This is a genomic window from Actinomycetota bacterium, assembly GCA_041658565.1.
Classification (GTDB): domain Bacteria; phylum Actinomycetota; class AC-67; order AC-67; family AC-67; genus JBAZZY01.
Genome location: JBAZZY010000019.1, coordinates 19,711 through 33,673, shown reverse-complemented (window position 1 = coordinate 33,673; position 13,963 = coordinate 19,711). Strand labels below are relative to the sequence as shown.

Annotated in this window: 12 protein-coding genes; 5 read left to right on the top strand and 7 right to left on the bottom strand. The window is 65.4% G+C overall.

Annotated features, from left to right (window positions below; genetic code table 11):
* Nucleotides 1-82 precede the first annotated feature (82 nt).
* The 5 genes from WDA27_10165 to WDA27_10145 form a co-directional block, all read right to left on the bottom strand.
* Nucleotides 83-2,332: an Ig-like domain-containing protein gene (locus WDA27_10165; protein MFA5891292.1), complete on the bottom strand. Its 2,250-nt coding sequence runs from the start codon at nucleotides 2,330-2,332 to the stop codon at nucleotides 83-85.
* Nucleotides 2,333-2,574: 242 nt separating this feature from the next.
* Nucleotides 2,575-3,618, bottom strand: a complete 1,044-nt coding sequence (locus tag WDA27_10160) for a hypothetical protein (protein MFA5891291.1) — start codon at nucleotides 3,616-3,618, stop codon at nucleotides 2,575-2,577.
* A gap of 279 nt (nucleotides 3,619-3,897) precedes the next feature.
* Nucleotides 3,898-6,234: an Ig-like domain-containing protein gene (locus WDA27_10155; GenBank protein MFA5891290.1), complete on the bottom strand. Its 2,337-nt coding sequence runs from the start codon at nucleotides 6,232-6,234 to the stop codon at nucleotides 3,898-3,900.
* Nucleotides 6,235-6,383: 149 nt separating this feature from the next.
* The gene (locus WDA27_10150) at nucleotides 6,384-7,928 is read right to left on the bottom strand and encodes an Ig-like domain-containing protein (GenBank protein ID MFA5891289.1); all 1,545 of its coding nucleotides are present in this window, start codon (nucleotides 7,926-7,928) and stop codon (nucleotides 6,384-6,386) included.
* A gap of 69 nt (nucleotides 7,929-7,997) precedes the next feature.
* Nucleotides 7,998-8,783 carry an alpha/beta hydrolase gene (locus WDA27_10145; protein ID MFA5891288.1) on the bottom strand — a complete coding sequence of 262 codons (786 nt, stop codon included), beginning with the start codon at nucleotides 8,781-8,783 and terminating at the stop codon, nucleotides 7,998-8,000.
* Nucleotides 8,784-8,825: 42 nt separating this feature from the next.
* Here WDA27_10145 and WDA27_10140 point away from each other — a divergent pair, with 42 nt between their 5' ends.
* Both WDA27_10140 and WDA27_10135 read left to right on the top strand, forming a co-directional pair.
* Nucleotides 8,826-9,170: a co-chaperone GroES gene (locus tag WDA27_10140; GenBank protein MFA5891287.1), complete on the top strand. Its 345-nt coding sequence runs from the start codon at nucleotides 8,826-8,828 to the stop codon at nucleotides 9,168-9,170.
* Between the two features lie 71 nt (nucleotides 9,171-9,241).
* Nucleotides 9,242-10,207, top strand: a complete 966-nt coding sequence (locus WDA27_10135) for a hypothetical protein (protein MFA5891286.1) — start codon at nucleotides 9,242-9,244, stop codon at nucleotides 10,205-10,207.
* 58 nt (nucleotides 10,208-10,265) lie between these two features.
* Here the strand turns inward: WDA27_10135 and WDA27_10130 are convergent, their stop codons facing one another.
* Complete coding sequence (locus WDA27_10130) at nucleotides 10,266-11,054, bottom strand: hypothetical protein (protein MFA5891285.1); 789 nt, start codon at nucleotides 11,052-11,054, stop codon at nucleotides 10,266-10,268.
* Between the two features lie 218 nt (nucleotides 11,055-11,272).
* Between WDA27_10130 and WDA27_10125 the strand changes: the two genes are divergently transcribed.
* The 3 genes from WDA27_10125 to WDA27_10115 all read left to right on the top strand — a co-directional run bounded on the left by WDA27_10125 (nucleotide 11,273) and on the right by WDA27_10115 (nucleotide 13,024).
* On the top strand, nucleotides 11,273-11,902 hold the full coding sequence (locus WDA27_10125) for an HAD-IA family hydrolase (GenBank protein ID MFA5891284.1): 630 nt from the start codon (nucleotides 11,273-11,275) through the stop codon (nucleotides 11,900-11,902).
* Nucleotides 11,903-11,991: 89 nt separating this feature from the next.
* Nucleotides 11,992-12,498 carry a transcription elongation factor GreA gene (greA, locus tag WDA27_10120; protein MFA5891283.1) on the top strand — a complete coding sequence of 169 codons (507 nt, stop codon included), beginning with the start codon at nucleotides 11,992-11,994 and terminating at the stop codon, nucleotides 12,496-12,498.
* Nucleotides 12,499-12,508: 10 nt separating this feature from the next.
* Nucleotides 12,509-13,024 carry a peptidylprolyl isomerase gene (locus tag WDA27_10115; protein ID MFA5891282.1) on the top strand — a complete coding sequence of 172 codons (516 nt, stop codon included), beginning with the start codon at nucleotides 12,509-12,511 and terminating at the stop codon, nucleotides 13,022-13,024.
* 10 nt (nucleotides 13,025-13,034) lie between these two features.
* On the opposite strand, the gene WDA27_10110 is transcribed toward WDA27_10115, so the two are convergent.
* Nucleotides 13,035-13,931, bottom strand: a complete 897-nt coding sequence (locus WDA27_10110) for an LLM class flavin-dependent oxidoreductase (GenBank protein ID MFA5891281.1) — start codon at nucleotides 13,929-13,931, stop codon at nucleotides 13,035-13,037.
* Nucleotides 13,932-13,963 lie beyond the last annotated feature (32 nt).

The window sequence follows — 13,963 nt, the reverse complement described above, 5'->3', positions numbered from 1 at the left end:
TGCCGTCGGCATCCAATTCGGCGGGCGGCTCCGGAAACGAAGTGAGGGGGCCGCGTGGCCCCCTCACTCGAGATCGATAGGATCAGATCTTGAAGAAGCTGGTCCTGGCCGGCTGCGCCGAGCGGTTCCCGGCGCCGTCGATGGCCACCGCTTCCACGGTGTAGAAGCCGGACGGCAGAGCTGCCGCGTCGAAGCTCCACTCGACACTGGTCTTGACCGGGCAGTCCTCGCAGACTGCGTTCCGTTGAAGGACGGCCTCGCCGCGGACATCGAAGGCCGTGATCTCAACTGCGAACACGCTTCCGATCACCGTCGCCGGCTTATCCGCGGCGGCCCCAGTGAGGACTGCCGGCACACCCGGAGTGAACAGGCTGTAGTTCGGCGTGTCGATCGTGACCGTCGGCAGGTCGGCGTCGACATCGAAGATGCGTTCGGCCGAAAGCGCACCGGCGTTGTAGTCGTCGTCGCGCGCTCGTGCCCGCAGCGCGTGCGTGCCCGAAGCGAGCTTCACTCCGATCGTCCAATTGCCGGTTGGGCTCGACGAACCGCTACCTACGACCTCGGTTCCTCCGGCTTTGACCAGTTCCACGCGCGCGTTCGCCTCGGCCAGGCCTGAGACCGTGAACGACCCCCGCTGCAGGCTCCCGCCGTCCGGAGAAGAGATCGAGGGAGCCGCGGGGCCGACGGTGTCCTTGAGTGCCGTCCCCGACCTCGCCGGGCCGGTGTTGCCCCCGGCGTCGGTCAACGTCGCCCTTGCGGTCAGCGTTCCGTCGGTCAGGCCGGAGAGATTCAACTTGATGGTGGCCTTGCCGCCGGTCAGTGTTCCCGAACCGGTCACCGGCAAGGTTGCCGGGTTGGTGTCATCGACCGACACGTTCGCCCGCGTGCCTGCTTCGCCTTCGACGTTGATCTCGGCTGCGCCGGCGTTGCCCTGGGCGACCGTGCCGACGAACGCGACGCTGGTCGGTGCAACCGGAGCCACGGTGTCCTTGGTTGTTGTCCCGGTTCCCGCCGGGCTCGTGTTGCCTGCGGGGTCGGTTGCCACGGCCGACAGCACGACGCCTCCGTCGGTGAACGCCGAGGCGTTCACCGTGACTGCGTATGCGCCGCTGGGGCCTGCGGTCCCTGATCCGGTGGCCGTGGTGGGTCCCTGCGATGCGGTGACTGTGACGGAACTACCGGCCTCGGCCACGCCCGAAACTGGGACCGCAGCCGTGTTGCCGGGTCCGATGACGGGGGCACCAACGGTCGGCGCGCTCGGTGCAGTCGTGTCCTTGATGTGGGATGCCTTTGCGATGGCGCCGAGGTTACCCACGGCGTCTTTCCACTGCCCCTTGAAGTAGAAGATCCCTTCGGGGAGCGCGTTCATACAGGTGGTGTTGATCGTGGAGACGTTGGTGGGCGTCACCGACCAGCGTCCGCAGTTGGCCGTCGGCATGTTGCCTGCGGCGTCCTCGAACCACACCTCGGCCGACGCCGCGCTCGCCCCGGCGTTCTCCTTCCAGCCGACCGGGACGCTCTGCGCCTGGATCTCGGCAGGACCGACGAACTGATCCGAGTCCCCGAAGTAAACGGTTCCATCGGGACTGACGGTGTCCTTGGATGCTGCGTCGCTCGCGGTGCTGCTGGTGTTGCCTGCGGGGTCGGTGGAGCGGACCGTCGCGGTGATGGTTCCGTCGGCGAGCGAAGAGGCGTTCTTGCTCACGGTGACGGCGCTTCCGGTCAACGCAACGGTGCTGACGATCGAACCGGTGCCCGAGTCGGTCAGCGACAGGGCCGCTGTGTCGCCGTTGCCGCCGGTGACGCTGATAGACACGGCGGTGACGTTGGACCCCGTGATCGGGTCCGTGTCGATGACGACCGACGGAGTAAAGATGACGGTGTCCTTTTGTGCGACGTTGTCCGAAATCCCAAGATCGCCGTTCCAGGGCGCTCCTCCGTGATCCGAGACGCGCGCGCGCCCGCACAGGTAGGCGCCTTCTTCGAGACCGGTCGCGTCAAAGGGACCGATGTGGAAGGTCCCGGTGCCGCCGGCTGCGACGATCTTATATGGAAGGAGTTGGGTTGAGTTCGCGCAGGTCGGGGCGGTCGCCACCGCAACGTCGGCGACGACGTGCGTGATGCCGGCCGTCGTGCTGTAGGTACCGTTCACATAGAGCCCTGCGCTGATCTCGGCGGCGTTCAACCAGTTGTCGCCGTTGCCGTCCTCGAGGTGTACCGTCGGAGCGGCTTCTGCGGCGTACGCAGGCATCACCCCAACGGCACCGACTGCCGTCGTGAGGCAGACGACAAGCGTCAGCGAACGTGCGCCTAGCTTCACTCGCTTGAGCATCGTGTTCTCCTCCACTGGCGTCGCTGCGAATCCGGTTTCCGGGTTGCGAGCCCGTATCCGCACGAAGCACGCCTGCTTGCAACGTCTATAAACCAATAGGCGGAATACCCGCCAACGAGGGAGATTCCCTGTTCGGGTAGCCATTTCCTGCCCACGAGGCACTACCTACCCAGGTTGTTCCGTTTTGGCTTGATTTGGGATTGCGGCGGGTCCTGGTGTCCGGCAGCCGGCGACGCGAGTCTCTAGATCAAGTCCGTATCGGCGGCGAGCCGGAGGCGTCCGTGGAACGCGCAGGACTCCGCCGGACAGTCGGTGAGGGACGCGGTAACGACCAGCGTCTGCAATCCGGGCGTGTATTCGCTTCGCGCCGGCCCGTGCTGGGTGCATAGTCCGACTCGCGTGGCGCCCTCGACGGGCAGTCCGGTGCCGGTGCAACCGAATGCGACGACGAGATTCCCCGAGGCGTCGAACCAATTGAGGGTCAGTGTGCCGCGCGCATCGAAATCGACAAGATCGGCGCTCGTGCCGATCGTCGAGACGTAGCGGGAGCCGTTGACCAGGAACACCTCTGAGCACGATCCACCGTCTGCCAGGGTCGCAGTTCCGGTGCACGATGCCTCGACCTGCGTCGCCCCGGCTTGTGTGAACGAGATGGTCGCCGGCTTAGACCGGTTTCCCGCGCTGTCGATCGCACGGACTTCAACGCGATACGCGCCGGCGAACAGGCCGACGTTTGTTATCCACTTCACCGAAGGGACGGGGCAGGCAGGGCTGCAGGTCGCCATTTCCGTACGAACCAATAGCCTGCTGGTTGATTCGAAGTACTTAAGCTCGACGGCCTTGACTCCTGCCGACTCGGTCGGACCTTGGTCGGTGGCCGTTCCGGTGATGGTGGCGGCATTCGTAGCAGTTGAGAACGTCGATTCGTCGGGCGTTGTGATTTCTACCGACGGCCGCTGAGCGTCCACGAAGATGGTGCGCGGTGTCGTCGACGGACTTGGGACCTCGGTCCCGTCCAGCGCGCGCGCGGTGATCAGGCGCTCTCCGCTGTTGAGTCCGACGTCGGTGCGCCAGGCTCCGCGCGCGTTCGCTTGGGTCCGTCCGATGCGAACGGCACCCTCATACACCTCAACGTATGACGCCGGCGTGGCGGTGCCCGAAACTGCAAAGACGCCACGAACGAGCGCGTTTTCAGCCGGGGCGTCTATGACGGGTGCCGCGGTGGCTCCATGGGCGGCGAGGGGTCCCAGCGAAGCGAGGAACAAGGCGCCCGCCGACATGATCATGACGCCGCGCATTGTGCGCGTTCCGGTTGTTCTCGTGCCGATCGCGTCGACCTCCTGGCTGGCTCGCGCCGGCGAGCGATCTCCACGCCCGAATTCGCCGGAGAGAATGTTCCGACCTAAAGGCTTTTCGCCGCTTTTGGTGCGAACTCCTGCCGTGTCGTGACATCAGTCATCGAAGGGGACGATGTGGCGCCCCGTTTTGCCGCAATGTCCGAGGTGAGATCGGCCACGGGGCCTTGACGAAGCTCACGGATGTATCGGGGAGGAACTCCTGCCGATTCAGATGGCGATCAGAGTGGTGGATGCCGGTCTCGACCGGTTTCCCGCGAGGTCCACCGCGTAGGCTCGTACGGTGTAGACGCCGGGTGGTAGCGAAAGCAGCGCGCGCCACGTGACCGGCGTCCCCGGGCATTCGGGACACGAAGAGGCCGTGACGGTGCGCGCGCGCACACCGGTGATCGCGTTGTCGATCTCCAGTTCGATACGGCTGATGCCGTGGTTGTCGGTCGCAGTCCCAGTCACCGCTGGATCGTCCAGGGGTGTCACGAGGACGGTGCCGCTCCCGTCGACGGCGACGATGGGGCGAGTCGCATCGACGAAGAAGTTGCGCCAGGGGGTCGTGCCGCTGGCGTTTCCTGCTGCGTCGAACGCAACCGCACGGACCGAGTGCGCACCCTCGGACAGCGTCTGACCGAAGGTCCATTCGCCCGACGAGCCGCCGGCGGCCGCTGTGCCGACGAGGGCGGACCCTTGGTAGACGCGAACGACCACGCCGGGTTCAGCGGTGCCGCGGAAGGTGACGAATCCCGGTTGCGTCGACCCGATCGATGGGGCCGTGATCGCGGGCGGATCCGGTGCCGTGTAGTCGGCCGGTCGATTGATCGTGAAAGAGCGCGGAGTCGAGGGGACGGCCGCGTTTCCGGCGGCGTCGATTGCGATCGCGACGATCGTGTGCCCTCCGTCTGTAAAGGAAATGGCGAGCGCCCAGTCCCCGGCGCCGTTGGCGTAGGTCTGCCCGATTATCGCGGTCTGTTCGCGGATGACGACCGTTGATCCCGACTCGGCGTTTCCGGCAACCAGGATCGAGGCAGCGTTTAGCGTGTTTCCCGCCGATGGCGAGGTGATCAGTGCGGGCGCGGGTGCGATGGTGTCGACGGTGAAGGACGTCCGCATCGACGGAGCGCTTGCGTTCCCGGCGGTGTCGACGGTGATGGCCATGATGCTGTGTGCGCCGTCGGGGAAGCTCGCTGTGGCCGACCAGGATCCCGCGCCGTCTGCAAGCGTGGTTCCGACCAGGTTTTGACCTTCGAACAGCCGGACGCGCGCGCCGTCTTCCGCGGTTCCAGAGAAGGCCACTGTGTGCTGGTTAAGAAAGTCCCCATCTTGCGGGGAGGAGATGACCGGCGGTGGCGGCGCGATAGTGTCGACCGTGAACGATCGCGCGGCCGGCGCTCCGGTGTTCCCGGCGACATCGGTGGCGGTGATCGAAAGCGATCGGGGTCCGTCTGTGAACTGGATCGAGGCGCTCCACTCTCCGGAGTGGTTCGCCGCGACCGTCGCTCGAAGCGAGCCGTTGTCGCGCACGCGAATGGTCGACATCGGTTCCGCGGTTCCCGAAACCTCCACGGCCGGCGACGAGACGAAGTCGCCTTCGACGGGAGTCGCGACGATTGGCGCACCCGGGGCGGTGAGGTCGACCGTGAACGTGCGTGACAGAGATGGACCGTCGGTTTCGCGACCGTCGAAGGAGGATGCCGTCACGACATGCGCGCCCTCGGCGAAGGTCAGCGTAGCCGACCAGCGCCCTTGGTTATCGGCCGTTCCTGCGGGTTGAATCGAGGAACCTTCGGCGATGCTCACGGTGCTGCCGGGCTTCGCCGTTCCCGTCATCGTGACGGCCGACGTGTTGAGAATCGCTCCATCCGTGGGGGCGGTGATCAGCGGGGGATGCACCATGCTGTCGTGCAGGAACGTGATCGTCCCGGATTCGGGGCTCGTGTTTCCGGCTTTGTCGACGGCGTGGACGATGATGGCGTGCTCGACGCCGTCCTCGTTGCCATAGGGGAGTTCTACGACGAAAGAGCCGGCCGTGTCGGCGCGTCCGAGAGCGAGTACTTCGTCGTTTTCCAAGACCGTCAGGCGCGCGCCGGGTTCCGCGCTGCCTTGAACTACAACGATCTGGTCACTGATGGTTTGGCCGTCCGACGGATGCGACACCACCGGTGCGGCAGGGGGCGTGTCGTCGATCGCGAACAGGATCGACACGTTGGTGCAGTCCCCCGGGACGTAGGGACAAGCGTGAATCGCCGCGCGATAAGGGCTCAGCGCTTCGTCGAGTGGATTGGCCGGACGGAACGAAATCGAGTCGGTGCGTCCGATCGCCGACTCCGAACCCGACAGGTAGGTGTTTCCGCTCACGCGGTTGCCGGAGGCATTGCGCAACACAAACGTGGAAGGGGGCATCGTCAGGTCGCGGTCGAATGTCGCGCTTAGCACCGGCACGTCTTCCGAACGCGCGGATGCATCTTGTCTGGGAGTCGACGACTCCAGCATCGGCTCGTTGACGGCGTGCGCGGGAACCCCGGGGAGCATCAACGCCAGAACAGTGACGACCACCGCGCGCGCGCGAAATCCTCTTCGGTGGACGCTCAAGGCGTTTGCGAGAAGGAGTGAGTTCCTGTTTGTCGTTTTTACCGGCAGGAGTTTCCGCGCGCCGGCGCGCGCACGGGTTCTGCGTCCCGCGGGTTCGTTCCCGGATCCTTGCCTCACAAGCTCACCGTCAGGTTCGTGATCGTGATGGTTGCCGGCGCAGAGCGATTGCCTACGCGGTCGAGAGCCCAAGCCTTGACGATGTAGCGACCCGTCGGGGCGAAACGCGTCTCCCAGGAAACCAGGCTCGCGAAGGGGCATCCCGCACACGAAACCGTGCGGGATGCGACCCCCCGTCCCGCCATGTCGATGAAGTCGAGCGTGATGGACTGAACGCCGAAGTTGTCCTGCGCTCCTCCGGTGATCCGGACCGGCTGAAGCGGAGTGAAGAAGGTTTCATCCGACGTCGAGATCGACACGACGGGGGGATCGGCGTCGACGACGAACGCGCGCGGCTCCGATACGGCGCCGAGGTTGCCTGCCGCGTCGCGCGCGCGCGCCATGACGGAGGCAATGCCGGAGCCGGCTTCGATGCGCACGCTCCAGCGTCCGTCGACCCCGGCAGCTGTGATTGCCGAGACGATGTTGTTGCGGATCACGAGTACCGTCGCTCCCGGTTCGGCCACTCCGTGGACGACGGCTGTCGATGGCGAGACGATCTCACCCTCTTGAGGGGACTCGATTCGTGGGGGCTCCGGTGGTGTCAGGTCGACCGTGAACGTGATTGTCGAGGACTGCGATCCGATGTTGCCGGCAGCGTCACGCGCGCGCGCGAAGATCCGGTGCATGCCTTCGGCGAAGTTCAGCGTGACATTCCAGGTTCCGCCCTCGCCCGCAGTCACCGTCTGGAGGGCGTTCGCCTCGTAGATCGTTACGGCGCTACCTGGTTCCGCGCGCCCGGTCACTTCGACGGTGGTTGTGCCGGTGGAACTGCCTTGCGCGGGAGTCGACACCGTGGGGGCCGTCGGAGGAGTTGTGTCGACCGCGAACGCGACGGCGCCGGACGCGCTGCTTTGGTTTCCCGCAGCGTCGGTGGCGCGCGCGCGCGCCGAGTAGTTCGCGTCCGCAAGGCTGCGGGTGACGCTCCACGTTCCGTTCGCGAGGGCCGTGGTCTCGACGACCGCGCTCGGGTCGATCGAGACCTGGATGCGCGCGCGCGGCTCGGATGTTCCCTCGATGGTTACCGAGGAGTAGGGCACGGACGATCCCGCGCTCGGTTGCGTGATCACGGGTGCGAGGGGTGTTGCCGTATCTACGAAGAAGGTGACCTGCGACGAGGGGCTGCTCCAGGCGCCGGACGCGTCGCGCGCGATCGCAGAGATCGTGTGCGTCCCGTCGGCAAAGGGAATGTCAGTCGTCCAACGACCGCCCGCGATGCCGGTGTCGGCGAGCACCGAAGTCCCCTCGGTCACGCGAACCAGCGTTGCGTCGCCGGGAACCGATCCCGCAACACGGGTGATCGCGGCGTTGCCCCATGTTCCGTTCGCAGGCGTGTCGATAGAAGGCGCCCCAAGTGAAGCCAAAGCCGGCGTCGGTATCGACGTTGCGGCTACGGCGAGGAGTGCGAGTGTCGCCATTCGTCTGGCGCGCAACAGCAGCGGTCCGATCTCCGCCTTCTTTCGGACGTATGGAACCGGCTCTTTACCTATCAATTTCCCCATACGTCCGGAGAATCCTCCCAGGGTTCGACGCGCAAACCGTCGAATCGTACGAAGCGGAAAAACGGCACACTAAGCTCCGAGGAACGCACCGATCATCGAAGCGAACCCTTCCAGATCGTCGTACATGGCCAGCGTCTCCGGCCAGATTTCCAACTGGGCGTCGGGAAGGATGCGGCACAGCCGTCGAGCGATCTCGGCATCGTGAATGGGATCGCCTTCGTGTCCCGTGACCAGAAAGGGTGCGCGAACGGCCTTGAGCGCCGCGGCGTCGTAGAGGGGGGGTTCGCCTGTGGCGTAGGCCCGAATCGCTCGGGGGACCCCCGTCGAGTTCATCCGCATGATCCGATCGCGAACGATCATTCGCCAGTACGGGCGCCTGGTCAGCAAGGGCGAATGTTCCGCCGAGGCGAGTGCCCGCTTGGCGACTTCTTCGAGGGGAAGGGTCTCCAGATCGTCGGCCAGGGGGCCGAAGGAAACTGCGGGACTCTTGCGATCGATTCGTGCAGGCATGAACAACGCCGCGCGCTCGAAGCGCTCGGGGTTGTCGGCGACGAGTGAAAGGATCGCTCCGGCGCCGACCGAAATCCCGAACGCGCGAGTCGCCCCGTACAGGGACGCGACGGCTTCGAGGTCGCGCCGCATCGCGTCGTGCCCGTACCCGGCATCCTCGGCAGGGCACTCGCTGCGGCCGTGGCCGCGCAGATCGAACAGCACCCGCGTTCCCGGCGTGCGCGCGGCAAGCGGCGCCAGGTCCGCGGTTGAGCCCGTCACGCCGTGGGCGAATACAGTCACCGGGGTTCCACGGCCGATTACTTCGACCCACAGTGCGCAGTCGGGACCTTGGATGAGTGTCACGGCCGACAAGGCTAACCGACCAAGCGGTATCCTGGGTGTGAGATGGCCGACATTAGAGCAGTTCAGAGCGACGACTTCGGGCAATCCGTTCGGATGACGAGCGACCGGGTCTTGGTGCGCAAGGAGGCGGAAGGCGAGCGCCAGTCCAAAGGCGGCTTGCTCATCCCTGCGACGGCGCAGAGCGTCAACAAGCGGTGCGTGTGGTCCCAGGTTGTTGCCGTCGGCCCGAACGTGCGTGCCATCGAGACGGGCGATCAAGTGTTGCACTTGCCCGACGGCGGACTCGAGGTAGAGATCCGCGGCGAGGACTACATCTTGTTGCGCGAACGCGATGTGCACGCCGTGGCAAGCAATCGTATGGACGGCGGCACCGGGCTGTACCTTTAGCAACCTGTAGCAGGAACCGCTTCGCGCACGCCGAAACCTGCTCCCGACGCTCGTCTGCGATCGGGGGAGTCATGCGAATCGGAAGACCTGTTGTTTCGGCATTCCTGGTTGCGGTGCTCATCGCATCGGCAGGTAGTGCTGATCCGGTTACGCAGGCAGCGTGCCCGGGGGCGGCCGTCGTCGGGACCCGGTTGTCGTTGGGCGCCGATGTCTTGGAGAACCTTGCTTTTTGGCAGGGATCGCTGTGGATCTCGGATTCGACGGCTTCGAGCATCCGCCGGTTCGACGCCGCAGGTGCGGAGTTGGCGGGAATCGACGGCGTCTCTTCTCCCGGCGGGCTGGCCGCGGGATCCGACGGTCTGATGTACGCGGGAACGGGCAACGCGGCTGCCGGTTCGATCGCGCGCACCGGAGAGGCCGGCGTCATCCGCTTCGATCCGGCAGGCGTGGTCACACCGTTCACCTCCGGATTCGACATGGCGAACGGTTTGGCTTTCGACGGCGACGGGAACCTGTGGGTGTCCAATGATTTCGGCGATGGGCTGGTACGCATTGATCCGTCGGGGGTGTGGGCTAAGTTCGTGACCAACGCCTGGGGGATGAATGGTCTGGTTGTCGACGGCGGAGTGATGTACGCGGCGGTGACGTTCGATCAGCGTTCGCCGATCTTGCGGCTCCGCCTTGGAGCCGATCCGGCGGTCGAATCCGTGATGCCGCTTACCACAGGGGTTGCCTCGATTCGGCCGGAAGTGTTTGCCGACCCCGACCTCGATCAGCCGCTCGTCGTCAAAGGGCTCGACGACATGACGCAGGGACCCGATGGCGCCCTATACGTTGTCGGAAACGGGTCTGGGGAGCTGTTGAGGGTTGATCCCTCAACCGGGGATGCATGCGTTGTCGCAGCGGGACTTCAGAACCCGTCCAGCGTGCGAGCCGCGCCCGAGGACGGCGGTTTCTCCGATGGCAACTCAGAGACCGTTGATTTCTGGATCACCGAGTTCTCTGGTCGCGTGCGCACCGTCGTGTACACGCCTTAGCAGCCGTCCGAAACGACAAAGAGAGGGCGCTTGCCCTCTCTTTGTGTGAAGTCTGGGACTACGCCTCCGGTGCGGCCAACACCAGGAACCCGATCGGGGCGGACTCAGGGGAAACGTTACCCGCGAGGTCCACGGCGGCGACCTTGACGTTCCAGTATCCCGCCGGCAATTCGGCCGTGAAGGAGAAGGTCGTGTTCTGCGGGCACAGACCGCCCGAGCACGTGGAATCCTGCGTGAGGCGGAGCTGGCGAGCTTCGTCCGTGCGCGGGAAGGTCACGACCGGGTTGAAGAAGTGAAGTTCGACTCGCGCGATGCCGGAGCCGTCCTTGATGTCGGAGGCCTTGCCCTCGAACACAACCGGGTCGCCGGGGGCGACGATCGAGGCGGGGTACGTCTCTAGCAAGGGAGCCTTTGGAACGCCGGCGTCCAGGTGGAACGTCAGTGGCGTCACCGTGTCCGTCACGCCGTCGTCCTGGCCCACAGCGTGGGCACGGAAGGTCACCGTGAATGGCCCATCTCCGGGGATCATTTCGTTGTCGGCGACGAACTTAAGGGTCTTCTTGTCCTTGCCCTCGATCGAAGACGCGCCGGTCAGAGTCTTGCCGGCAGCGTTCTTCAGCGAGGCCTTCGTGACGACGACATCGTCCTCGTCGGCGCGCTGCAACGGCGCGTCGTAGGTCGCCATCAACAGAGTTGCGGAGCGACCCCACCCGCTGTCGACCGACGTCCCGAGCAGTGTCGGGGCTGGATTGGCGGCGGCGCTTGCGGGCAGGCAGGCGGCCGCGATCGCAACGAGGCTCCCCGTGAGCACGGCGCGAAGCCCCCGGCGCTTCGATGACGAACGCATCCGATTTCCTCCTCTTGATACATGCACGGGCCGAATAACCCGTATGAAAGGCTTAGTCCGACGTGCCCAGGTTTCGGTGAGCAGGGGCGGGATGCCTCCCGTCGAATGTTCGCATTGGTTCGAGTTTGCCGAATCCTCCGGAGGTGATTCCTGCCTCAAGTTCCTTCTGAAGGGGAAAACTGGTACAAAACGTCGATCGTCGGACGGAGGACATCAACGTGGCGTATACGGCTCTCTTGTTGGATTTCGGAGGGGTGTTGACTACTCCGATGGTCGATTCGTGGCTCGCGTTCTGCGCGCGTGAGGGGATCGACGTCGAGGCCTTCGTCAACGTCGTTGTGGGCGGGGTCAGCGACCCGAACTCGATGTTCGCGGCGGTCGAGATCGGACGGATCGAGTTGGTGGAGTTCGAGCGTCACCTTGCGGGACTGCTCAGCGAGGCGAGCGGACGCGCCATTCACCCCGAGAACCTGAAGGATCGTCTGATGGCTTCCTTGAAGCCCGATGAGCGGATGCTCGATGCGGTGCGTGCCGCCCGCGCCGCTGGATGCGCCACAGCACTGCTTTCGAACTCATGGGGACCCAACGGGTATCCGCGCGCGCAGCTTGACGACTTGTTCGACGCAGTTGTGATCTCGGCCGAGGTCGGGATGCGCAAGCCTGATCTCGAGATCTACCTCGCGACGGCGCGCGCCCTGGGGCGCGCGCCCCAGGAATGCGTGTTTGTCGACGATTTCGAGGGCAACGTCCGAGGTGCCGACGCCGCCGGGATGCGCGGAGTGTTGCACCATGACACCGCGGAGACGATCCCGGCGCTGGCGTCCCTGCTGGGTCTGTCCTTGGAATGAGCCTTCCCCCCTGACCGCGGGCAAATGGCCGGGTAGACTTGCGGGATCGTCGGGAGAGCCCGGCGTCAATTTTTTCTTGGAGTGAACGGATGAGCGATCTCACCAATCAGCAGCCGGAACTGTCGCGCGCGGCGTATGACCGTCTCGCCGCCGAACTCGAGGAGTTGCAGACCGTCGGCCGTAAAGACATGGCCGAGCGACTGCTGCGCGCGCGCGAACTCGGCGACCTGTCGGAGAACGCCGAGTATCACGAGACGAAGAACCAACAGGGCATGATGGAGGCGCGGATTCGCAAGATCGAACACGTGCTGAAGAGCGCGATCATCGTGGAAGTTCCGCGAGTGACCGACCACGCTGTGGCCGGATCTCTCGTTACGCTGCAGCCGCTGGACGAATCCGACGCCGAACCGGAGGTGTACCTGCTTGCCTCGTCGGCGGAGGAGCGGGCACGGACGGCGCGCACGGTGACGATGGCTTCGCCGTTGGGGAAGGTAGTGCTCGGCAAGAGCGTCGGGGACAAGATCGTCTACGAAGCCCCGGGCGGCACGTTCTCGTATCAACTGATCAAGGTCGAGCCCTGGGACGGCCAGGCATGAGGAGGAATGCGTGACGCAGTACGCGACGCTTGTGACAACGAAGGGCAACATCCGTGTGCGTCTGCTTCCGGATCATGCGCCCAAGACCGTAGAGAACTTCGTCGGGTTGGCTACCGGCGCGCGCCCGTGGCGCGATCCGCGTACGGGGCAGGAAAGCACCGAGTCGTTGTACTCGGGGACGATATTCCACCGCGTGATTCCTGAATTCATGATCCAGGGCGGCGATCCGCTCGGCACCGGCACCGGCGGTCCCGGATACCAGTTCGAGGACGAGGTGTCCGGTGGCCCGGGTTTCACGAAGCCCGGGTATCTCGCGATGGCGAACTCAGGCCCGAACACAAACGGTTCGCAGTTCTTCATCACCGAAGCACCGACGACGTGGCTTACCGGCAAGCACACGATCTTCGGTGAGGTCGTCGAGGGCATGGAAGTCGTCAACGCGATAGCGCGGGTTGCGCGCGACGGACGCGACCGCCCGAAAGAAGACGTCCTCATCGAGCGCCTCGAGATCAGCGAGTCGGAGTAGCCCGCGGCGTCTAGTGCGCCGGAACGCGATACGCAGGCAGCACTTCGGCGGCGATCGCTTCGACTTGCTTCAGACTCGGGATCAACGGCAGCAACACCAGCACGTCGAGTCCTGCCTGCTCGTACTCCTTGGCGGCCTGCGCCACGATCTCGGCCGGCCCATGGTGCACGAGTTCGCGCGGCGGACGGTGGAAGTTCCCGCGGTAGTAGCGCGTGAGTGCGCGTGTTGCTTGCTCCAGGGCGTCCGTCGGATCCTCTGCGATCGCCACATAGGCGATCCCCATGAGGCCGAACTGCTTGCGTCCCGCTTCGGCTGCAGCCGCGCGAATCGCCGGCGCGCGCGCCGCCATCGCCTCGGGCCCGGCCGCTCCGAACACGTACCCGTCGCCGATCGAGACCGCGCGCGCCACCGCGCGGTCGCTGCTGCCGCCGATCCAGATCGGCGGCAGCGGCTTCTGCATCGGCGCGGGTCCGGTGATGCCTTCCTCGGGTGTCGATCGCCTCGCCGCGCGCCACGTCTTCCGGATTTTGCGGACCTGACGTTCGAGCTTTGCTCCGCGTCCGGCAAAGCGGGCGCCGAACACCTTGAAGTCATCTTCGCGGCCGCCGACCGCGACGCCGAGGTCCAGACGCCCGCCCGACAGGCGGTCGATGACGGCGGACTGCTTTGCCACGAGCACTTCGTTGCGGTTGGGCAACTGAAGGATGGTGGTGGCCAGACGCACGCGCTCGGTGACCGCGGCGGCGGCGGCGAGGGACACGAGGGGATCCCAAGAGTCGTAGTTGGGTTGGTCCAATGTGCCGAACACATGAAATCCGGCGTGATCCGATACTCGGGCCCAGTCGAGGAACAAGCCTCGATTCACGTCGGGCGTCAACGTGTTCGGCAGTCCGATCCCGAGCTTCATCCGGATCCCCCTTTTTGTCCCGGTCGGCCCGT